General features: G+C 66.6%; 17 protein-coding genes and 1 pseudogene. 6 read left to right on the top strand and 12 right to left on the bottom strand.

Annotated elements, in window-relative coordinates; translation table 11 throughout:
* Both VML93_RS06890 and VML93_RS06885 read left to right on the top strand, forming a co-directional pair.
* Positions 1-253 (top strand): annotated as a pseudogene (locus VML93_RS06890) (serine/threonine protein kinase); the annotation flags it as partial.
* Between the two features lie 152 nt (positions 254-405).
* The gene (locus VML93_RS06885) at positions 406-1554 is read left to right on the top strand and encodes a glycoside hydrolase family 3 N-terminal domain-containing protein (RefSeq protein WP_414686295.1); all 1149 of its coding nucleotides are present in this window, start codon (positions 406-408) and stop codon (positions 1552-1554) included.
* A gap of 152 nt (positions 1555-1706) precedes the next feature.
* Here VML93_RS06885 and VML93_RS06880 read toward each other — a convergent pair whose 3' ends face one another.
* The 12 genes from VML93_RS06880 to VML93_RS06825 form a co-directional block, all read right to left on the bottom strand.
* Positions 1707-2210: a MarR family winged helix-turn-helix transcriptional regulator gene (locus VML93_RS06880; RefSeq protein ID WP_325609001.1), complete on the bottom strand. Its 504-nt coding sequence runs from the start codon at positions 2208-2210 to the stop codon at positions 1707-1709.
* Between the two features lie 80 nt (positions 2211-2290).
* Positions 2291-3040 carry an amino acid ABC transporter ATP-binding protein gene (locus tag VML93_RS06875; RefSeq protein WP_325608999.1) on the bottom strand — a complete coding sequence of 250 codons (750 nt, stop codon included), beginning with the start codon at positions 3038-3040 and terminating at the stop codon, positions 2291-2293.
* Between the two features lie 5 nt (positions 3041-3045).
* Positions 3046-4860, bottom strand: a complete 1815-nt coding sequence (locus tag VML93_RS06870; RefSeq protein WP_325608997.1) for an ABC transporter substrate-binding protein/permease — start codon at positions 4858-4860, stop codon at positions 3046-3048.
* A gap of 39 nt (positions 4861-4899) precedes the next feature.
* On the bottom strand, positions 4900-5640 hold the full coding sequence (locus VML93_RS06865; protein WP_325608995.1) for a GntR family transcriptional regulator: 741 nt from the start codon (positions 5638-5640) through the stop codon (positions 4900-4902).
* Positions 5641-5844: 204 nt separating this feature from the next.
* Entirely contained in the window at positions 5845-6654 is an 810-nt protein-coding gene (locus VML93_RS06860; protein WP_325608994.1) for an LLM class F420-dependent oxidoreductase, read from the bottom strand.
* 16 nt (positions 6655-6670) lie between these two features.
* Positions 6671-7594, bottom strand: coding sequence for an alpha/beta hydrolase (locus tag VML93_RS06855; protein ID WP_325608993.1), 924 nt, complete (start codon positions 7592-7594; stop codon positions 6671-6673).
* Positions 7594-8811 carry a DUF1214 domain-containing protein gene (locus VML93_RS06850; RefSeq protein WP_325608992.1) on the bottom strand — a complete coding sequence of 406 codons (1218 nt, stop codon included), beginning with the start codon at positions 8809-8811 and terminating at the stop codon, positions 7594-7596. The genes VML93_RS06855 and VML93_RS06850 overlap by 1 nt, the downstream gene beginning before the upstream one ends.
* A gap of 1 nt (position 8812) precedes the next feature.
* Complete coding sequence (locus tag VML93_RS06845; protein WP_325608990.1) at positions 8813-9610, bottom strand: sugar phosphate isomerase/epimerase family protein; 798 nt, start codon at positions 9608-9610, stop codon at positions 8813-8815.
* A complete protein-coding gene (locus VML93_RS06840) occupies positions 9607-10803 on the bottom strand; it encodes a sulfotransferase (protein WP_325608989.1) in 1197 nt (398 codons plus the stop codon). The genes VML93_RS06845 and VML93_RS06840 overlap by 4 nt, the downstream gene beginning before the upstream one ends.
* Positions 10800-11927, bottom strand: coding sequence for an LLM class flavin-dependent oxidoreductase (locus VML93_RS06835; RefSeq protein ID WP_325608988.1), 1128 nt, complete (start codon positions 11925-11927; stop codon positions 10800-10802). The genes VML93_RS06840 and VML93_RS06835 overlap by 4 nt, the downstream gene beginning before the upstream one ends.
* Before the next feature lie 92 nt (positions 11928-12019).
* A complete protein-coding gene (locus tag VML93_RS06830; protein WP_325608986.1) occupies positions 12020-13117 on the bottom strand; it encodes an inositol-3-phosphate synthase in 1098 nt (365 codons plus the stop codon).
* 61 nt (positions 13118-13178) lie between these two features.
* Complete coding sequence (locus tag VML93_RS06825) at positions 13179-13721, bottom strand: PadR family transcriptional regulator (protein WP_325608984.1); 543 nt, start codon at positions 13719-13721, stop codon at positions 13179-13181.
* A gap of 351 nt (positions 13722-14072) precedes the next feature.
* Between VML93_RS06825 and VML93_RS06820 the strand changes: the two genes are divergently transcribed.
* The 4 genes from VML93_RS06820 to VML93_RS06805 are packed head-to-tail and all read left to right on the top strand — an operon-like array spanning position 14073 to position 19435.
* Complete coding sequence (locus VML93_RS06820) at positions 14073-14507, top strand: DUF5318 family protein (RefSeq protein ID WP_325608982.1); 435 nt, start codon at positions 14073-14075, stop codon at positions 14505-14507.
* Positions 14500-17115, top strand: a complete 2616-nt coding sequence (locus tag VML93_RS06815) for a transglycosylase domain-containing protein (RefSeq protein WP_414686294.1) — start codon at positions 14500-14502, stop codon at positions 17113-17115. The genes VML93_RS06820 and VML93_RS06815 overlap by 8 nt, the downstream gene beginning before the upstream one ends.
* Positions 17112-18797: a glycosyltransferase family 87 protein gene (locus tag VML93_RS06810; RefSeq protein ID WP_325608980.1), complete on the top strand. Its 1686-nt coding sequence runs from the start codon at positions 17112-17114 to the stop codon at positions 18795-18797. Before VML93_RS06815 ends, VML93_RS06810 begins: the two co-directional genes overlap by 4 nt.
* A complete protein-coding gene (locus VML93_RS06805; protein ID WP_325608978.1) occupies positions 18797-19435 on the top strand; it encodes a DJ-1/PfpI family protein in 639 nt (212 codons plus the stop codon). Before VML93_RS06810 ends, VML93_RS06805 begins: the two co-directional genes overlap by 1 nt.
* Positions 19436-19521: the final 86 nt, after the last annotated feature.

Genomic DNA, 19521 nt, shown 5'->3' with positions numbered 1-19521 from the left:
CAACAAGCTGTATCCGCCCCAACAGATCCTGGAGGAACATGAGCAACTCCGCCGGCAGTTTGGCGCCAGACTTCTCTGGTCCGGCGACTGGACGGTATGGGACAAACCGATCTATTGGGTCACCGTTGTGCCGATAACATTCTCCGACGCCGCCAGCGTGCATAGCTGGTGCACCAGCCACGGTCGGGATAAGTTTCACTGCAGCGCCCAAATTGTCAGCAAGACGCTGGGTCGCGATGGAACCCACGGATGACAAACAACGGATCCGACGAAGGATTCAAGCGGCCGTCGCCAAGCCCGAGGCCGCCGCGGCAACGCTCAAAGACCAGGGCTCGGCCAAGCCAATCGCCGCCGCTTGCAGTAAGAATCGCCGGCGTTGTGCTCGCCTTGGCCGTGATCGTCGGCGTGGTATTCGCCGCCATTCACCTGATTCGCACCCGCCAATCCGCCCCGGTGCCGGCCGGAGCCCAACCGACGACGGGATCCACCAGCCACGGGCCGACTCCGGCAGCCGCCCCGACGGTTTGCGGTGACCCAGGGTCGTTGCTGACGACGATGTCGGTACGCGACAAACTTGCGCAGCTGTTGATGGTCGGGGTGATCGGCGCGGCCGACGCGCGTGCGGTGGTCGACAACCAGCATGTCGGGGGGATCTTCATCACGAGCTGGACCGACATGTCGATGCTGACCGACGGGTCGTTGACGGCCCTCGCCAGCGCACCGCGGCCGCTGCCACTCGCTGTCAGTGTCGACGAGGAAGGCGGTCGGGTAGAGCGGCTGTCAGCGCCATCGCTGCTTGGTAAGGCGCCTTCGGCCCGTGCGCTGGTGCAGACAAAGACCCCGCCCGAGCAGGTCTACCAACTGGCCCTGAAGCGTGGCCAAGGGATGCGGAAACTGGGCATCACGATCGATTTCGCCCCGGTCGTCGACGTCACCGACGCACCCGACGACACGGTGATCGGTGACCGGTCGTTCTCCAACGACCCCGCCGTGGTCACAACCTACGCCGGCGAATATGCCCGCGGGCTGCGTGACGCGGGCGTGTTGCCGGTGCTCAAGCACTTCCCCGGACATGGCCGCGCGTCCGGGGATTCGCACACCGGTGGGGTCACCACCCCGTCGCTGGACGCGCTGAAAAGCTTCGACCTCGTCCCCTACAGAACACTGGCGACCCAGGCGCCGGTGGGCGTGATGGTCGGCCATATGCAGGTGCCGGGTTTGACGGGCAATGACCCCGCCAGCCTGAGCCGAGCAGCGGTCGACCTGTTGCGCTCCGGGACCGGCTACGGCGGGCAGCCTTTTAGCGGCCCGGTGTTCACCGACGACCTGTCGAGCATGAAGGCGATCACCGACCGTTACAGCGTGAGTGAGGCGGTGTTGAAGGCGCTGCAGGCCGGTGCCGACACCGCGCTGTGGATCACCACCGCGGAGGTTCCGAACGTGCTCGACCACTTGGAGGCAGCGGTGGCCAACAAAGAGTTGAGCATCGATAACATCAATGCCTCGGTGCGGCGGATGGCGGTGGCCAAGGCCCTCACTCGCTGCGCTCACTGACCGCCGAATCCCGCGGGCCCGTGCAATGCGTTACCCCGCCGGCACTTTCAGCACGGGTTCCCGCGCCAGAAGCTGGGTGCAGGTGGGATCGTCTGAGCACCAACGACTTTCGCGCGGGTGTATCTGCGAAACTAACTGAGAGCCGGATACTTTCATGCCTGCTTGCGGGCGGGGGAGTCTCCCGCGGCGTTGGCCGCCGCTTCCCCGGTGGCCAGGCGCTCCAGTGGTTTGAGCGCCTTCATCAGCGTGTCCAAGTCCGATGCGGGGAGCTGACCGAGCATCGCGGCCAACGCGGCACGCCGGTTGGCCAGCGATTCGCAGTGAACCGCCCGCCCGCGCGGAGTGATGTCGACCAGCACGGCCCGCAGGTCCGACGGGTCACGCGAGCGCTTCACCAGCCCGATCTTTTCCAGTCGGCGGATCGCGACGGTGGTGGTGGGGGTCCGCACCCGTTCATGCGCGGCCAGGTCCGTCATCCGGATGGGCCCCTGATCGAGCAGGGTGACCAGGATTGAAAGTTGCGCGAGGGTCAATTCACCCGCCGCGGCTCCGTTGGGATCTCCGCGCCGCAAGATCGAAAACAGTTTGGACAGCGCTCTATGCAGCCCTTCCGCCAGCTCCGCCAACTCCGGTTCGCTGGATTCGCTGTCCGCCATAAGTCGGCAGTCTAACTCTAACGTGCCCTACCGGGCTTGGAGGGCTTAGAAGGTACCTACCGGCAGCCAGTTTTAGATTGTCAAAGCACCTGGGACAGGAACCGCTGCAAGCGTTCGGTTTGCGCGGCCTCGAATATCTGCTCAGGCGGCCCGGATTCCACGACCTTGCCCTGATCCATGAAAACGACCGTGTCCGATGCTGACCGGGCAAAGCCCATTTCGTGGGTGACGACGATCATCGTCATGCCGTCGGCGCCGAGGTCGGTGATCAGCTGCAGAATCCCCTTGACCAACTCGGGATCCAGCGCCGAGGTCGCCTCGTCGAAGAACATCACCTGCGGGGCCATCGCCAGAGCGCGGGCGATCGCGACCCGCTGTTGTTGTCCACCCGAGAGCATGCCGGGGCGGGCACTGGCCTTGTGTTTCAGGCCAACTCGGTCCAGCTGCGTCAGTGCCAGCGCGCGGGCCTGGTCGGCGGACAGCCGGCGCAACTTGCGTGGCGCCATGGCGACGTTGTCCAGCACGGTGAGGTGCGGGAACAGGTTGAAATGCTGAAAAACCATCCCGATGCGCTGCCGCAGCTCGTCGGGATTGTCGCGCAACACCGAGCGGCCGTCGAGCAGGATGTCGCCGCTGTCGGGTTCGTGCAAGCGGTTCAGTGTGCGCAGCAGCGTTGACTTCCCCGAACCGGACGGTCCGACGATGGCCACCGTGCTACCCGCCGGGGCTTCGATATCGACGCCGCGCAGCACTGCCGTGCCGCCGAGGGTTTGGTGAATATCTTTGGCCGCCAAGGATACTGACGTGGTGCGGGGGCTGTCGGCAGTCATGGCTGTCACGTTATCTCCGGGCCGAAGGTCGAGGTGAGCAGGTCGGGAGCGTCTTCTGGTTCAGCCGCGGAACGTCCGCGGCGCAGCCGGACGTCGATGTAGTTCACCAAATGCGTTAACGGAACAGTCAATATCAGGTAGAACGCGCCGGCGGCCACCAGCGGCGACAAGTTGCCGGTCTGCGCGTTCAGGTCGCGGCCCACCTGAAACAGCTCGCGCTGCTGGGCGATCAGGCCCAGGAAGTACACCAGCGCCGAGGCCTTCAACAGCGCGATGAACTGATTGACCAGCGCCGGCAGCACCCGCCGGACACCCTGCGGCACGACCACCAGCCGCATCGCGGCCGAGTAGCCGAACCCGAGCGCACGGGAGGCTTCCAATTGGCCGGGATCGACGCTTTGGATTCCCGAACGCAGAATTTCGCCCACATAGGCGGCGGCCATCAACCCCAGCGCGGCGATGCCGAGGGGATAGGGATTGTTGTTCGTCAGCCCGCCCACCAACGGGCCGACGCCCAGCCCGATGATCAGGATGATGACCACTTCGGGAAGGCCGCGGAAGATATCGGTGTAGACCCGCGCCGGCCAACGCAGCCAGCGTGAATGCGAGATCCCGGCCATCGCCAGGACCATGCCGAGAACCAGCCCGATCACGCTCGCACTGGCGGTCAGGATCAACGTGTTGGGCAGCCCCGTATTGAACAGCGTGGGGATGGCCTGCCGGTACAAGTCCCAGTCGAAAAAGGAATCGCGCAACTGCGCCCACGCGGACCTCGGCGCCGCAGGACCCACCGGCTTGCGTTGGTGGCCGGCGGCGATCGCGGCGAAGTCCGGCAGCGTCGGGGCGGCGACGGCCTTGGACCCGGGTTTCCAACCCGGCGGCAGCGTGCGTGGCACCCACTGGGTGTACAGGTTCGCCCAGGTGCCGTCGGCGATCACGGCATCCAACCCCGCATTCAGCGCATCCACCAGCGGCTGGTTGTCCTTGGCCACCGCAAACGCCACGAACGTGCCGGGGCTGAACGTATAGGCGACGGCCTGGGCGGGGTCGCCCGGCCGCATCGCATTGGATGCCTGCCCGGAAGGCGCCACCCACGCGTCGATCTGGCGGGTTTTGAGGCTGGCGTACACGGTGGCGAAGTCGGGATACTTCACCGGCTCCAGGTGCAGGGTGTCGACGACGTAGGACTCCTCGACAGTGCCCTGCACCACGCCGATGCGCTGTCCGGCGCCCAGATCGCCGAACTTTTTGATCGCCGAACCGGGGGGCACGACGAGCGCGAAGTAGCCGAAGTCGTAGCCATTGGTGAAGGCGACCGTGCGCCGGCGCGCCTCGGTGGCTTTGACCGAGGCCGAGCCGACGTCGAAGCGCCGCGCCGCCACCTGGGCGAGCAGCCCGGAGAAGTCCGTGCCGACGAAGCGGACCTGCAGACCGAGTTTGCCCGCGATCGCGCGCAGCAGCTGGTTGTCGAAGCCGGTGAATTGTCCGGTGGGACTGATGCATACGTTCGGTGGGGCGTCGGACAGCGTGGCCGCGGTCAGCACGCCCGGCGTGCCGAGCCCCAGCGTCTCCACGTTCACCGAGCTGAGCGGCTCGACGGCGGCGGTGGTGTGCTCGTCGTCGGCGCCGACGGTCGATGCCCCATGTGCCGAGAGGTCGTCGGGCAGGGCCCGCGCGCTCTCCAGGCCGGCCGGTGCGCACTGATTGCGATCTGCTGCTGCGGGTGCGGCAGAGGCCAGGCCGCAGACCATCAGGATTGTCGCGACCACTGCGATCAGCTTGGCACCGCGGCGGCCAGGCGCGCCCACGCACAAAATCATCACCGCCACCGTATCGATCGACGGCGGATTTCGACTCGTTCAGAGCGCGATAGATGGTTCTGGGCGCGCCGATTGGGCTCGGGTGAGCACTCCAAGATGTGCGGAGACCTCCAGGTCGGCAATCTCGGGCGCGATGAACACCCGGCGGCGACACAGCTCGGTCAGCATCGTCTGGGCCAGCAGACAGGAGCGCCCGACGCACGCGACCCGCGCGGCTTCCGGGTCATGCCGGTGGATCGCGGCGTTCTCGTCCTCGTAGAACGGCAACATTTCATCCCTGCCGACCTGGTAAGTCATCCAGAAGACGCGGGGGATGAGGTTCTGCGAGGCCCGGATGGTGGCGTGCAGCCGTGGTCCGGCGTATTCGTCGTTGATGGTGTGCCGGTACTCCCGGGCGATTTCGGCGAACGCCCGCGACTCCTTCGCCAAACGCAGCGACCGCATGAGCGCATCGAGTTGCCCCAGGATCCGGGGCGTGGGGTTGGTGGCTGCGCGCGCGGAGGCGATGCTGTTCAGCAGGCCGTCGAGTTCGTGGTGCTCGAGGACGGTGGCTTCGTCGAACCGCTCGACGAACGCGCCGCGGTGATAGCGGGTCGACACGATGCCGTCGTGTTCGAGTTGGACCAGCGCCTCTTGAATCGGGACGCGACTGACACCCAAGCCGTGCGCGATCTCGTTGCGGTCGACGCGGTCGCCGCTGCGCAACTTGCCGGTGAGCACCAGGTTGAGGATGTGCGAAACAACCTGGTCCTTTTCTTTCACCCCGTATTTTTTCGGCATCAGTCTTTGGTGGCCCTTATTGCTCTTAAACCCGTAGTTGCTCTTAAACCCGTAGTTGCTCTTAAACCCGTAGTTGCTCTGAAACCCGTAGTTGCTCTGAAACCCGTAGTGGCTCTAATCCCGTTGATCAGCGCGGCAAGTTTCTCATGACTCGGCTCGTACATTCAGGTGTTTGAGAGATGACGCCAAACCAAATTCAGCCGATCAGCGTCTGTCGCGCCAGCGGCACAGCGCCTCGGCGGCGGTCAGGTCGTAGTCGGGCCCGTTGCAGCCGACGGTCAGCAGCGTGACGCCGAGCGCGGTGAGGCCCTCGGCGTTGGCGATCAGCGCGTCGGTGCCTTCGCCGCGCCGGACGCCGGTGTTGTTCTCCACACCGGCCGACCGTTCGACGGCGGCCGGGTCTCGCCCGACGGCGGCGCAATGGTCATCCAGCACGGCCGCCGCCGCCGGGTAGGTCTCGACAGTGGTGAAGCCGTGCCAGATGTCGCCGTATTCGGCGACCAGACGCAGCGTCTTGCGTGGGCCCTTGCCGCCGATCAGGACCGGGATGTCGCGGGTGGGCGCCGGGTTGAGCTTGGCCAGCCGCGACTTGATTCGGGGGAGTGCGGCCGCCAGGTCGTCCAGGCGGCTGCCGGCCGTGCCGAACTTGTAGCCGTACTCGGCGTAATCCCTGTCTTTCCAGCCCGATCCGATCCCCAGGATCAGCCGTCCGCCGGAAATGTGGTCGACGGTGCGGGCCATGTCGGCCAGCAGCTCGGGGTTGCGGTAGGAGTTGCACGTCACCAGGGCGCCGATCTCGATGCGCGACGTCTGCTCGGCCCAGGCACCCAGCACCGTCCAGCACTCGAAGTGCGGACCGTCGGGGTCCCCATACAGCGGGAAGAAGTGATCCCAGGTGAACGCGATGTCGACACCCATGTCCTCGCAGCGGCGGACGGCGTCACGGATGTTGCGGTAATGCGGGGCGTGCTGCGGCTGCAGTTGCACACCGATACGAACCGGGCGATCAGTCATGGCACCACCGTATGCCTCAGCGCGCGTCGAGCACCCCGCGCAACAGGTCGATCAACGCGCGCGGCTGGTCGCTTTGCACCGAGTGACCCGAATTCTCGACGACGTGCGCGCCGCGGAAATCCGTTGCGCGCCTGTCGAGTTCGTCGGCATCCTGGTCGGTGACGAAGCCCGACGAGCCACCGCGGATCAGGGTGATGGGTGCGGACAACCGGTCCACGTCATCCCACAAACCGGCGAAATCCGGGAAGACCCGAATGGCGTCATAGCGCCACGTCCAGTTGCCGTTGTCGAGCCGACGGGAGTTGTGGAACACGCCGCGGCGCAACGCTTTGACCTCGCGGTGCGGCGCCGCCGCGGTCGTCAGGTCCAGCATGGCCTGGAAGCTGGGGAACTCCCGCTCGCCGTGCATCAGCGCGACGGTGCCTTGCTGTTCCTTGGTCAGCTCGGAGTGTCGCTGCAACGCCGACGGCGTGACGTCGATCAGGACCAGCTCGTTCACCAGGTCGGGCGCTTCGGCGGCCAGCCGTATCGCGGTCAGCCCGCCCAGCGACATGCCCACGACCAGGTCGGCGCCGGCCGCGTGGTCGCGCAGCACCGGGATCAACGCGGCGGCGTTGTGCTGGGGCGAGTAGTCGCCGTCCTCGCGCCAGGCGGAGTGGCCGTGACCGGGCAGGTCCACCGCCAGGGCCGGCTCACCCAGCCCGACGATCACGGTGTCCCAGGTGTGCGCGTTCTGGCCGCCGCCGTGCAGAAACACGACCCGCGGGGCGTCACCCCAGCGCAGCGCGCTCACTCTGGCCTCGGCGGCGCCCGCATCGACCCGCTCCACGTCAGGCAGCGGACCCGTCACGCCGGCCTGTTCGGCATTCTCGGACAGCAGCGAGAACTCGGAGAGTCCGGTCAGTTCGTCTTCGGGTATCTCGGTCACAAGCTTCGACATTAAAGCACGTAGCGACGCCGAATCCCGTGGAACCGTTCCCACATCGCGGCCGTGCGTTCTGCGGCGCTCACCGTCGCAGTGTCGGGCGGCAGCGCTTGCGCCAGCTCGTCGTGGGGGACCACGCGGGTGTCCAGTACGACAGGCTGTCCCTCGAGCATGTGGCGGTAGGTCAGGTTGCCCCGTTCGAAGCCCTGGGTGTCCAGCCAGTTGTGCACGCCGGGATCGCGATGCGCCAGCACCAGACGGACGCGGCCGTCGCCGTCGACGTTGGTTCGGCTCGGCGTGTAGCTCACCGGCCGGTAGAGGTAGTCCATGCTGGTGAAGAAGACACCCATGTTCGTGAGCATCCACAACCCGTCGTGAGCGTCGAATTCGACAACGAGCGCCTCGTCGGCCCGAAGTTCCCAGTACATGTTGGCGGCCGCCCGGCCACGCTTGCGGTCTGCCTCGGCCGCGCTGCCGCCCGAAGACGCCGGAAACGTGTTCGGGTGCGTGGCGTCGACGCCGCCGTAGGTGAACGGAAACTCGGGCCAGTCCGACATCAGACCGGTGACGAACTCACCCGCCCAGCCCATCGCCTCGGCCATGGCCGCGGGTGTGGGCAGCGGCTTGGGGGAGTCCATGTCGATCCGCTCGATGCGGATGCGTGCGGGAATCTCGTCCCAACGGTCGAAACCCTGGCGGATGAACAGTTTGCGTGAACCCGCGGTGGTGGGCAGCCAGTTCGGCCCGCGCTCGGGCCCGCCGATGTACAGCTCGAATTCGCCGTCGTCGGCAATGCTGAGTTGGTGGCCGAACACGTTGGCCTCCGGGGTGTCGCCGAACGGCTCGTGCAGCACGCCCGGCCCGGCTGGGCGCGGGCCCTGGACGGTGACGTTGAAGAATCGCGAGGTGCCGCGGTTGCCGGTCAGCCGGTAGGTGGACCGGCCGTCGATCCACGCTTGCTGGTAAGTGAAGTCAGCGCAGTCGCCGCCGAGCTTGCGGGTCGGGCCGCAGAACGTGTGCAGCGCCGGGTAGCGGGTGTCGCGGGTCTCCAGTGCCAGATCGAAAGCCTGGCCCAGGTTTTGGGTGAGGAAGCGGAAGGCGTCGACCCGTTGCGCACCCGAAGTGGCGTTGGCGTCTTTGAAGACCTGGTCGCCCGCCCGCTCTAGCCGCGCGCAGAATTCGCTCCACGCCGAGCGCAACGCCGCGTCGTCGGCACCGTCACCGAAAGCCATGTCACGCGCCCAATCTGTCCAGCATCGCCCCGACGACGTCGCAGGCCCGCCGGGCGGATTCCAGCCGGCCCTCCTGATCGATGCGGGGACCGATGAGTTCCAGGTCGAATCCGTGCGGGTAGCCGCCGGCGAGTGCCTGGGCGACGAATGCCTCCAGCCCGATGGTGCCGTCCCCGGGAACGGCCCGGCCCGGCAGCGCGCGGTCACCCAGGACGTAGTCGCTCAACTGGATGAGCTCGGTTCGCGGCAGGGCGCGCTGTACCAGCGCCTCGAAATCGCGCTCCGCCCAACAGTGGAACACGTCGATGCAGATGCCCAGCCCGGCCATCTGGGACAGCGCGATGGTGTCCCGCAGCGTATGGGCGATGTGGATATCGGCGTAGAGGCTGGAGGCATTCTCGATCGCCAGCGCCACACCGGCCCGGTGCGCGTGCTCGACGCAGGGCGCGACCATGGTGCAGAACCGCTCGGCGGCCTGTTCCCAGCTGAGGGCGCCGCGGCCGCCGGTGAGCAGGTAGACGGTCCGTGCTTGCGCGCCGGCTGCGGCGTCGATGACCGTGGAGAGCGCGTGCCGCGCCGCTTGCGGGTCCGTGGTCAGTTGGCCGCCCGCGAACAGGTGGTAGACAGCGTCCACGGCGTAGTCGTTGCGCTGCAACAGCTTTGATAATTCGGGGTCGAGCAGTTGGTTGTCCAGGATGCTCAACCGGGTCACGCCGAGCGCTGCCCAGTGTGCCTCGAGGTCAGCCGGCGTCGCGCCGTAGAAGGTGACGTTGTGTACGGACAGGCGTTTGTGGGTCACGCTCGGTTCTCGATCTCGACGCCGAATCGTTCACGGAATGGCCGGAATTCGGCATGCAGTGCTTCGAGGTTCTCGCCGATGTCGATCAGTAGCCGGGTGGAGTACCTGAACTTGCCGTAGCGATCGGGCCGATTGTCGAGCAGGTAAGCGCGCATTGCCGATTCGGCATCCGGTGCCAGGTCGCGACCACAGAACGTGTAGTACCGCCGGACCGTGCCGACGGGATCGGCTACGAAGTCGGTGTAGCGAACATGCAGGATGCGCCGATCGTCGACCAGCGGGTTGCTCATCGTGTTGGCGATGCTGGCCCGCGTCATCTCGAGGTGCTTCTTGGCCTCGGCGTGCAGGTCGACCGGGCCGACGATGCCGTCCATGATGTCGGCCATCATCATCGTGCGCGACGCGGCGACCTGCACCGGGTCGCGGTGCAGCCACACCATCGTGGCGTCGGGGTACGTGTCGAACATCTCCTTCAAACGGAAGCCGTGAAAGCCCTTCAGAACCCAGTACTTTCGTGGCCGGAGGTATTGCAGCTGCTGCAGCATCGCCTTGTGCAGCCGGTACTGTGCCGTCGCGTCGGTGGCCAGGCCGCCAACCAGCGACTGCATCGGCACCCGCCACCACGCGGTGGGGGTCATGACGCGGAAGTCGAACGCCCAGGTGCGTTCGTCCTCGGGCAGGCCGTCGCCGAGCATGTCGTTGTAGGGATGGCTGTGCAGCCATTTGGGCAGCTTCGCGTTGATCTCGCGCCAGTCCGCGTCGGCCTGCTCGCGTCGGCGGTCGTCTACAGTGGCGAGGCCCGGCGGCGGCGACGGATACATCACTTCCCAGAAGCGCAGTGCGCGGGCGTGCGGGTCGACGGACATCAGTGCGTGCATCAGCGTTGTGCCCGAACGTGGTTCGCCGGTGACGAACATCGGCGACACGATCACTTCGTCGCCGATCGGGTATCGATTGCGGTCTTCGATGAACTCCAGGCGGGAGGTGAGCAGCCACCGACACACTTGCGCCGCTTGGGAATTGCCGGCGCCGTCCATCCCGATGCCGTTGAGGTGGTCGACGGCGATTACGAACCGTTCCGGCAACGTGGGGTCGCCGTAGTCGCGCAGTCCCGTTTCGGCCTCCGCGGCACTCAGCAGCGCTGCGGCGTCTAAAGCGCCTGAGGCGTTTAAGGCGTCCTGCTGTGCGCTCACCGGGCGGCCCCGCATAGTCGCAGCAATTCGTCCTCGGTGGCGCGGACGTTCGCTGTCGAGGAGTCGGCGTACCGCAGACCGGCCATGGCGCCGTAGTCGAGGATCTTGGGCACTCGCAAACCCGCGTCGACGTATGTCTTGACGATCTTCGCGACTTGCGCTGGGGTCCCGTGCGGGACGACGGCGAGGATCATCTCGGGCTGCACCTGGTCCAGGAATGCGATGATCCGGTCGCGGGTCAGCGTGGCCGGGTCGATGTCCTGGAATCCGCGCCAATCGTCGCCCATGGGGTGTGCAAACCCGAAGCCGCGCAACGTCTCTGCCGAGACCTGCAGCAGAAAGGCTTTGACCAGAGGGGCGCGCAGAATGTCGGTGAGCGCGTCGTCGTCCTGCCCGATCAGGCACACCTGGATGAAGCACGGCGTGATCGCTGTCGGATCGCGGCCGGCGCGGTCGGCGGAGGCCCTTACAGCGCACAGCATTTCGGCATACTGCTCTGGAGTCCAGGCGCCGGCCGGCCACCATCCGTCGGCGTGGCGGCCGGCGATGTCGAGCATCCGCGGGCCGCTGCCCCCGATCCAGATCTGCGGGACCCGGCCGTCGTAGGGTTCGGTGTCCAGTCGCGCGTGCCGCAATGAGTAGAACCGTCCGTCGAAGTCGACCGGGCCGTCGGTCTGCCAAAGCAGCCGGATCACCGTCAGTGCCTCCTCGAAACGGCTGACCGGCCGGGAGAAGTCGAAGCCGTACGGCACGGTGTTCTCACTCTCGCCGCTGCCCAGCCCGAGGATGAAGCGGCCCTTGGCGAGGTGGTCGATGGTCAGCGCCGTCTGGGCCAGCATGCAGGGGTGGCGGCGCACGGTGTCGACGACGGCGCTGACCAGGGGAACCCGCTCGGTCAGCACCGCGGCCGCGGCCGCTATCGCCAGCCCGTCCAGGTGACGGTGCGGCGATGGCGAGACCGTGGCGAGGTCGGTGAATTCGGGAGTCCAGATCGAGTCGGGCCAGAAGCTGACCATGTGGTCGGGCAGCCAGATCGAGTGGTAGCGCCCGCTGTCCAGCTCTTGGAGCCGAGACAGGTCAACGGGAAGGGTGGTTCGCAGGAACGCGGCGGGCTGAACTTCCATCAGGTGGCAATGCTAAGCGACTGCACAGGACGTCCGCTTCGCATGCCCACACTGTTGGCCCGCCGTGTTGACGGGCGCGAGCTCGAGGCGCTCTAGGCGTCGATGATGAACTCTTCGAGCTGGGCGCGCGCCACGTCGTCGGGCAGTTGCTGCGGCGGGCTCTTCATCAGGTAGGCCGACGCCGGGATGACCGGCCCGCCGATGCCGCGGTCCTTGGCGATCTTGGCCGCCCGTACCGCGTCGATGATGACGCCCGCCGAGTTCGGCGAGTCCCACACCTCGAGCTTGTACTCCAGGTTCAGCGGCACGTCGCCGAAGGCGCGGCCCTCCAGCCGCACGTAGGCCCACTTGCGGTCGTCGAGCCAGCCGACGTGGTCGGACGGGCCGATGTGGACGTCCTTGGTCTTGAACTCGCGCTGCAGGTTGCTGGTGACGGCCTGGGTCTTGGAGATCTTCTTGGACTCCAGCCGCTCGCGCTCGAGCATGTTGAGGAAGTCCATGTTGCCGCCCACGTTGAGCTGCATGGTGCGGTCCAGCTGGACGCCGCGGTCCTCGAACAGCTTGGCCATCACGCGGTGGGTGATGGTGGCACCGACCTGACTCTTGATGTCGTCACCGACGATCGGGACGCCGGCGTCGGCGAACTTCTTGGCCCACACCGGGTCGGAGGCGATGAACACGGGCAGCGCGTTCACGAACGCCACGCCGGCGTCGATCGCGCACTGGGCGTAGAACTTGTCGGCCTCTTCGGAGCCGACCGGCAGGTAGGAGACCAGCACGTCGGCGTTGGCCTCACGAAGGGCGCGGACGACGTCGACGGGCTCGGCGTCGGACACCTCAATGGTGTCGGCGTAGTACTTGCCGATGCCGTCGAGCGTCGGGCCGCGTTGCACCAACACGTTGGTGGGCGGCACGTCGGCGATCTTGATCGTGTTGTTCTCCGACGCGAAGATCGCCTCTGACAGGTCGAAGCCGACCTTCTTGGCGTCCACGTCGAACGCGGCCACGAACTTCACGTCGCGGACGTGGTACTGACCGAACTTCACGTGCATCAGGCCGGGCACGGTGCTGTTCTCGTCGGCGTCGAGGTAGTACTGGACGCCCTGGACCAGTGAGGACGCGCAGTTACCGACGCCGACAATGGCGACTCGTACGTCTTCCGGCGCCCCTAACGGCTTGTGCTCACTCATCGGGCGTTCTCCTAACTCCATAACCTGCTGGCTCGGGTGTTTTAACGGGCTTGTTGGGGGTTTACGTCTGCTCGGACAGGCCGGGCGCGGCCCGTTCCGCAGCGATGAGCTCGTTGAGCCACTTGACCTCACGCTCGCTGGACTCGAGTCCGAGTTGATGCAATTGGCGGGTGTACCGGTCGAACGAACTGCTGGCCCGGGCTACCGCTTCGCGCAGACCTTCCCGGCGTTCCTCGACCTGACGACGGCGGCCCTCCAGGATGCGCATCCGCGCCTCGGCGGGGGTGCGGTTGAAGAATGCCAGGTGCACCCCGAAGCCGTCGTCGGTGTAGTTGTGCGGGCCGGTGTCGGCCACCAGCTCGCCGAAGCGCCGCCGGCCCTCGTCGGTTAGCTGGTAGACCCGGCGCGCGCGCCGGACCGGGGTGCCGGCCGGCGCGGCATTCTCGGCGATCAGGCCGTCGGCCTGCATGCGCCGCAGGGCGGGGTAAAGCGAACCGTAGGAAAACGCCCGGAATGCACCGAGTAAACCGGTGAGCCGTTTGCGCAATTCGTAGCCATGCATCGGCGATTCGATCAGGAGACCCAGGATGGCGAGCTCCAGCATCGATCCACCTCCTTTGCATGGCTAGTTACGACGGTACGACGCCTCGGGCCATAGTATCGTTTCGATATATTTGCCACAACACCACCTGGTGTTAGTGCGTTATTCGTCACAGCGACGCGTTGCCGCCGCCGGCCGGCCGCTCACGGCCACTAAAACGGCAAACTCAGCCGTCGTCGACCCGCCACCCAGTGGTCCCCCGGGCCATTTCGCCACGCGGTAGATCGTAAAAGTACCGACCCGAGACCGGCGCGGAATGTGATCAGCGAATACGGCCGGTCAGGCCGCGGAACGGGAGCGACAACCGCATTGGTTGCCTAACGTCGCCGCGGTCGGGGACGTACTCTGGTCAGCGTGCGACTGCAGCGACAGGTGGTGGACTACACGCTCCGGCGGCGCTCACTGCTGGCCGAGGTGTACTCCGGGCGCACCGGGGTATCCGAGGTGTGCGACGCCAACCCCTATCTGCTGCGCGCCGCAAAGTTTCACGGGAAACCAAGCCAGGTGATGTGCCCGATATGCCGGAAGGAGCAGCTCACGTTGGTGTCGTGGGTATTCGGCGACCACTTGGGCGCGGTATCGGGCTCGGCGCGCACCGCCGAAGAATTGGTGCTGCTGGCAACCCGGTTTTCGGAGTTCGCGGTCCACGTGGTGGAGGTATGCCGAACCTGCAGTTGGAATCACCTGGTCAAGTCTTATGTGCTCGGCGCGGCACGCCCGGCACCTCCGCCCAGGGGCACGCGCGGCACGCGGACGGCGCGCGACGGCGCCCGTACGGCCAGTGAATAGCGAAGGGCGCCACGATCAGTCGTCCGGCGACGACCCCAACGGGCCACCGACTGAGCGTGCGGGCAAGCATGCACAACCCGCTGAGGAAGCGCACGGGGCAGGTCAGCGCCCGCGCGCTGGCCGACGCGGCGAGGTTCCGCCCGACGACCGGCTGACCTCGGTCATCCCGGCGGTCAGCGACGACCGCTCACCCGGCCGGGTCGACCCCCTCGAGGCGGTCAAGGCCGCGCTGGACCGTCCCGTGTCGAAAGGCCGGCAGTCGGCACCGCCGCAGCGCGACCAGCCTGCGCGGCCCGACCCGATCGACGAGGTCAAGGCCGCGTTGGACGCGCCGACGCCCGCGCGCCGCCGCCGGACGACCACCGGCGACCGTCCGCCCGGCGACCGTCCACCCGGTGGACCGCCACCCCCGCCCGGGCCGCCCCGAGGCCCCGGTGGAAGGGGCCGTGGGCCTGGTGGACCCGGGTCGAACCTGCCCTGGCTCCAACAGCTGCGCCGGCAGATCAACTGGCGATGGGTGCGACGCGCGGTCGTCCTCAGCGCGGTGATGATGTTCCTATTGCCGATCATCACCTTCGCCATGGCGTACTTCATCGTCGACATTCCCAAGCCGGGCGACATCCGGACCAACCAGGTCTCGACGATCCTGGCCAGTGACGGCTCAGAGATCGCCAAAATCGTTCCGCCCGAAGGTAACCGGGTCGATGTCAACATCAGCCAAGTGCCGGTGCATGTGCGCCAGGCGGTCATCGCCGCAGAAGACCGCAACTTCTATTCGAACCCGGGGTTCGACTTCGGCGGCTTCGCCCGGGCGGTGGGCAACAACCTTTTCGGCAACGGCGATCTGCAGGGTGGATCGACGATCACCCAGCAGTACGTGAAGAACGCGCTGGTCGGTTCCGCGCAGCACGGGGTCAGTGGCCTGATGCGCAAGGCCAAGGAACTGGTCATCGCCACCAAGATGTCGGGGGAGTGGTCCAAAGATGAAGTGCTGCAGGCCTACCTGAACATCATCTACTTCGGCCGGGGCGCCTACGGAATTTCGGCGGCTGCCAAGGCCTATTTCAACAAGCCCGTCGAGCAGCTCACCGTCTCCGAAGGGGCGCTGCTGGCGGCGCTGATTCGACGGCCGTCCGCGCTGGACCCGGCTATCGATCCCAAGGGTGCCGACGCGCGCTGGAACTGGGTGCTTGACGGCATGGTGGACACCAAGGCCTTGTCACCGAATGACCGGGCGGCCCAGGTGTTTCCCGCGACTGTGCCGCCCGATCAGGCCCGCGCGCAGTACCAGACCACCGGTCCCAACGGGCTCATCGAGCGTCAGGTGACCCGGGAATTGATGGAGCTGTTCAACATCGACGAGCAGACGTTGAACACCCAGGGACTGCGGGTCACGACCACGATTGAACCGCAAGCGCAGCAGGCCGCGGAGAAGGCGGTGTCGAAGTACCTGGAGGGCCAGGATCCCCAGATGCGGGCCGCCGTGGTGTCGATCGACCCGCACAACGGTGCGATCCGCGCCTACTACGGCGGTTCTGACGCCAACGGGTTCGACTTCGCTCAAGCCGGGCTGCAGACCGGATCGTCGTTCAAGGTGTTCGCTCTGGTGGCCGCACTCGAGCAGGGGATCGGCCTGGGAACCCAGATCGACAGTTCCCCGCTGACGGTCGACGGCGTCAAGATCACCAACGTCGACGGCGAAAGTTGCGGCACCTGCAACATCGCCGAGGCGCTCAAGCAATCGTTGAACACCTCCTATTACCGGTTGATGCTGAAGCTCAAGAACGGGCCGCAGGCCGTCGCGGACGCTGCGCATCAGGCCGGTATCGCGACCAGCTTCCCCGGTGTCGCGCACACCCTGTCCGAGGACGGCAAAGGCGGACCACCCAATAACGGAATTGTGCTGGGCCAGTACCAAACCCGGGTGTTGGACATGGCCTCGGCGTACGCCACGCTGGCCGCATCGGGCAACTATCACCGGCCGCATCTGGTGCAGAAGGTCGTCAACGCGGAAGGCCAGGTGCTGTTCGACGCCGGCAGCTCGGACAACAGCGGCGAGCAGCGCATCCCCAAGGCGGTGGCAGACAACGTCACCGCGGCGATGCAGCCGATCGCCGGGTATTCGCGGGGCCACAACCTGGCCGGCGGACGGGTGTCGGCGGCCAAGACCGGCACCACGCAGTTGGGTGACACCACCTCAAACAAGGACGCCTGGATGGTCGGGTACACGCCGTCGCTGTCGACGGCGGTGTGGGTGGGCACCGTCAAGGGTGACCAACCGCTGGTATCCGCTTCCGGCGGAGCGGTTTACGGCTCGGGCCTGCCATCGGACGTCTGGAAGGCGACCATGGACGGGGCTCTGAAGGGCACCAACAACGAGACCTTCCCCAAGCCCACCGAAATCGGTGGCTACGCGGGGCCGCCGGCGCCGCCGCCCCCGCCCGTGGCACCACCGTCGCAGACCGTCATCCAGCCCTCAATCGAGGTGGCGCCGGGGATCACCATCCCCGTCGGTCCGCCCCAGACGGTCCCCGTGGGTCCGCCTCCGCCGCCGCAGCCGCCGGGGGTTCCCCCGGGCGGCCCGCAAGCCCCGCCTCCGCCGCCGTGACGGGCGCACAGCAGCCCGGCGCCACCATCTCTCCAGGTCCGCTAGCCGCGGACCTGCGTAGTGTCGCCAACCGCGATTGCCCCAGCCGCACCGACTCTTTGGGGGCCTCGCTGGCCGAGGTCATCGGCGGACCGGTCGGCCGGCACGCGCTGATCGGCCGCACCTGGCTGATGACCCCGCTGCGGGTGATGTTCGTGATCGCGCTGGTGTTCATGGCGCTCGGCTGGTCGACGAAGGCGGCCTGCCTGCAGAGCACCGGCACCGGGCCGGGTGATCAGCGGGTCGCCGTCTGGGACAATCAACGCGCCTATTACGAGCTGTGCTACTCCGACACGGTGCCGCTGTATGGCGCGGAGTTGCTGAACCAGGGCAAGTTTCCGTACAAATCCAGCTGGGTCGAGACCGACGCCAACGGTGCGCCCCAGACTCGCTACGACGGCAAGCCCGCGGTGCGCTACATGGAGTATCCGGTGCTGACCGGGGTCTACCAGTACGTGTCGATGGCGATGGCCAAGACCTACACCGCGCTGAGCAAGATCTTCCCCATCCCGGTGATCGCCGAAGTCGTGGTGTTCTTCAATGTCGCCGCATTCGGACTGGCATTGGCCTGGCTGGCAACGGTGTGGGCGACCGCGGGTCTGGCCGGTCGCCGGATCTGGGACGCAGCCCTGGTCGCGGCTTCTCCGCTGGTGATCTTCCACATTTTCACCAACTTCGACGCGCTGGCAACGGCATTCGCGATGGGCGGACTGCTGGCATGGGCGCGGCGAAAACCGGTGCTGGCCGGCGTGCTGATCGGGTTGGGTGCTGCGGCCAAGCTGTATCCGCTGTTGTTCCTGGGTCCGCTGCTGGTGCTGGGTATCCGCACCGGGCGGCTGCGTGATGTGGGCCGCACGGCGGCGTTGGCGGCGGTCACCTGGTTGTTGGTGAATCTGCCCGTGCTGGTGCTGTTTCCGCGGGGCTGGTCGGAGTTCTTCCGGCTCAACACCCGGCGCGGCGACGACATGGATTCGCTGTACAACGTGGTGAAGTCGTTCACCGGCTGGCCTGGTTTCGATCCGAAGCTGGGCTTCTGGGAGCCTCCTGGCGTGCTGAACACCGTGGTCACGGTGTTGTTCGTGTTGTCTTGTGCGGCAATCGCTTATATCGCGCTCACGGCGCCGCAGCGGCCGCGCCTGGCGCAGCTGGCGTTCCTGACGTTGGCCGCCTTCCTGCTGACCAACAAGGTATGGAGTCCGCAGTTCTCGCTGTGGTTGGTGCCGCTGGCGGTGCTGGCGTTGCCGCACCGCCGAATACTGCTGGCGTGGATGACGATTGACGCGCTGGTGTGGGTACCACGGATGTATTACCTGTACGGCAATCCAAACCGCTCGCTGCCGGAGCAGTTTTTCACTGCGACGGTATTACTCCGCGACATCGCGGTTATGGTGCTGTGTGCGTTGATAATCCGGCAGATCTACCGGCCCGACGAGGACCTGGTCCGGTGGGGCGGGCGGGTGGACGATCCCGGGGGCGGGCCGTTCGACCGCGCGCCCGACGCTCCGCCCGGCTGGCTGCCGCAGTGGCTGCGTCCCGCCGGATCGCGGCCGTCGGTCGCGCCGCCGGAACACGCCGAGACCCCCACTGCCGCAGCGACGGAAGACACCGAAGATGGGGCGCCAATTAGCGCGAGGAGCACCTGATGCTGGTCGCAATCCCGCTGTTCCCGCGGTTTACCGCGCTCGACGCTGTCGGGCCTTACGAAGTGCTGCAACGCATTCCGTCGTTGGAGGTAGTGTTTATCGGGCACCAGCGCGGTGAGGTGCGCACCGAGAACTCGATGCTCGGCCTTAGCTGCGATGCCACGTTCGAAGAAATCGGCGCACCCGATGTCGTGGTCTTCCCTGGCGGCATCGGAACCCGACAGCTGATTCACGACGAGACGATCCGGGCCTGGCTGCAATCGGTGCATCCACACACCACGTTCACCACCTCGGTGTGCACCGGCGCGCTGCTGCTGGCGTCGGCGGGCTTGCTTGATGGGCTCACCGCGACGACGCATTGGAGGTCTGCGGACCTGCTCAACGAGTTGGGTGCGCGGTATGTGCCCGACCGTGTCGTCGAGCACCTGCCGCAGCGGATCATCACCGCCGCGGGCGTGTCCAGCGGCATCGACATGGCCCTGCGACTGGTTGAGCTGCTGGTCGATCGCGAAGCCGCGCAGGCTGCTCAGCTGCTCATCGAATACGACCCGCAGCCGCCGTTCGATTCCGGTTCACTCGCCAAAGCCGACGAGGCGACCAGGGTCAGGGCCGACGAATTCCTGCAAGCCCGGAAGTGACGCGGGTCCCCGGATTTTTCGCGGTGACCTGCCGTCCGGTAACCTAGCGGGGTTGCCGACGCAGGCGACCCTCCTGCCACGGACAG

This window comes from Mycobacterium sp. (assembly GCF_035499775.1).
In the GTDB taxonomy this organism is placed as follows: domain Bacteria; phylum Actinomycetota; class Actinomycetes; order Mycobacteriales; family Mycobacteriaceae; genus Mycobacterium.
The sequence above is the reverse complement of the archived record's forward strand: the minus strand, read 5'-3'. Positions and strand labels throughout refer to the sequence as shown.

What these genes read in the sequence shown, in the direction of transcription:
- VML93_RS06830 (WP_325608986.1), bottom strand. Translation starts at nt 13,117, where the DNA reads ATGAGTGAGCACAAGCCGTTAGGGGCGCCGGAAGACGTACGAGTCGCC.
- VML93_RS06880 (WP_325609001.1), bottom strand. Translation starts at nt 2,210, where the DNA reads ATGGCGGACAGCGAATCCAGCGAACCGGAGTTGGCGGAGCTGGCGGAA.
- VML93_RS06860 (WP_325608994.1), bottom strand. Translation starts at nt 6,654, where the DNA reads ATGACTGATCGCCCGGTTCGTATCGGTGTGCAACTGCAGCCGCAGCAC.
- VML93_RS06870 (WP_325608997.1), bottom strand. Translation starts at nt 4,860, where the DNA reads ATGATTTTGTGCGTGGGCGCGCCTGGCCGCCGCGGTGCCAAGCTGATC.
- VML93_RS06855 (WP_325608993.1), bottom strand. Translation starts at nt 7,594, where the DNA reads ATGTCGAAGCTTGTGACCGAGATACCCGAAGACGAACTGACCGGACTC.
- VML93_RS06805 (WP_325608978.1), top strand. Translation starts at nt 18,797, where the DNA reads ATGCTGGTCGCAATCCCGCTGTTCCCGCGGTTTACCGCGCTCGACGCT.
- VML93_RS06865 (WP_325608995.1), bottom strand. Translation starts at nt 5,640, where the DNA reads ATGCCGAAAAAATACGGGGTGAAAGAAAAGGACCAGGTTGTTTCGCAC.
- VML93_RS06875 (WP_325608999.1), bottom strand. Translation starts at nt 3,040, where the DNA reads ATGACTGCCGACAGCCCCCGCACCACGTCAGTATCCTTGGCGGCCAAA.
- VML93_RS06825 (WP_325608984.1), bottom strand. Translation starts at nt 13,721, where the DNA reads ATGCTGGAGCTCGCCATCCTGGGTCTCCTGATCGAATCGCCGATGCAT.
- VML93_RS06835 (WP_325608988.1), bottom strand. Translation starts at nt 11,927, where the DNA reads ATGGAAGTTCAGCCCGCCGCGTTCCTGCGAACCACCCTTCCCGTTGAC.
- VML93_RS06850 (WP_325608992.1), bottom strand. Translation starts at nt 8,811, where the DNA reads ATGGCTTTCGGTGACGGTGCCGACGACGCGGCGTTGCGCTCGGCGTGG.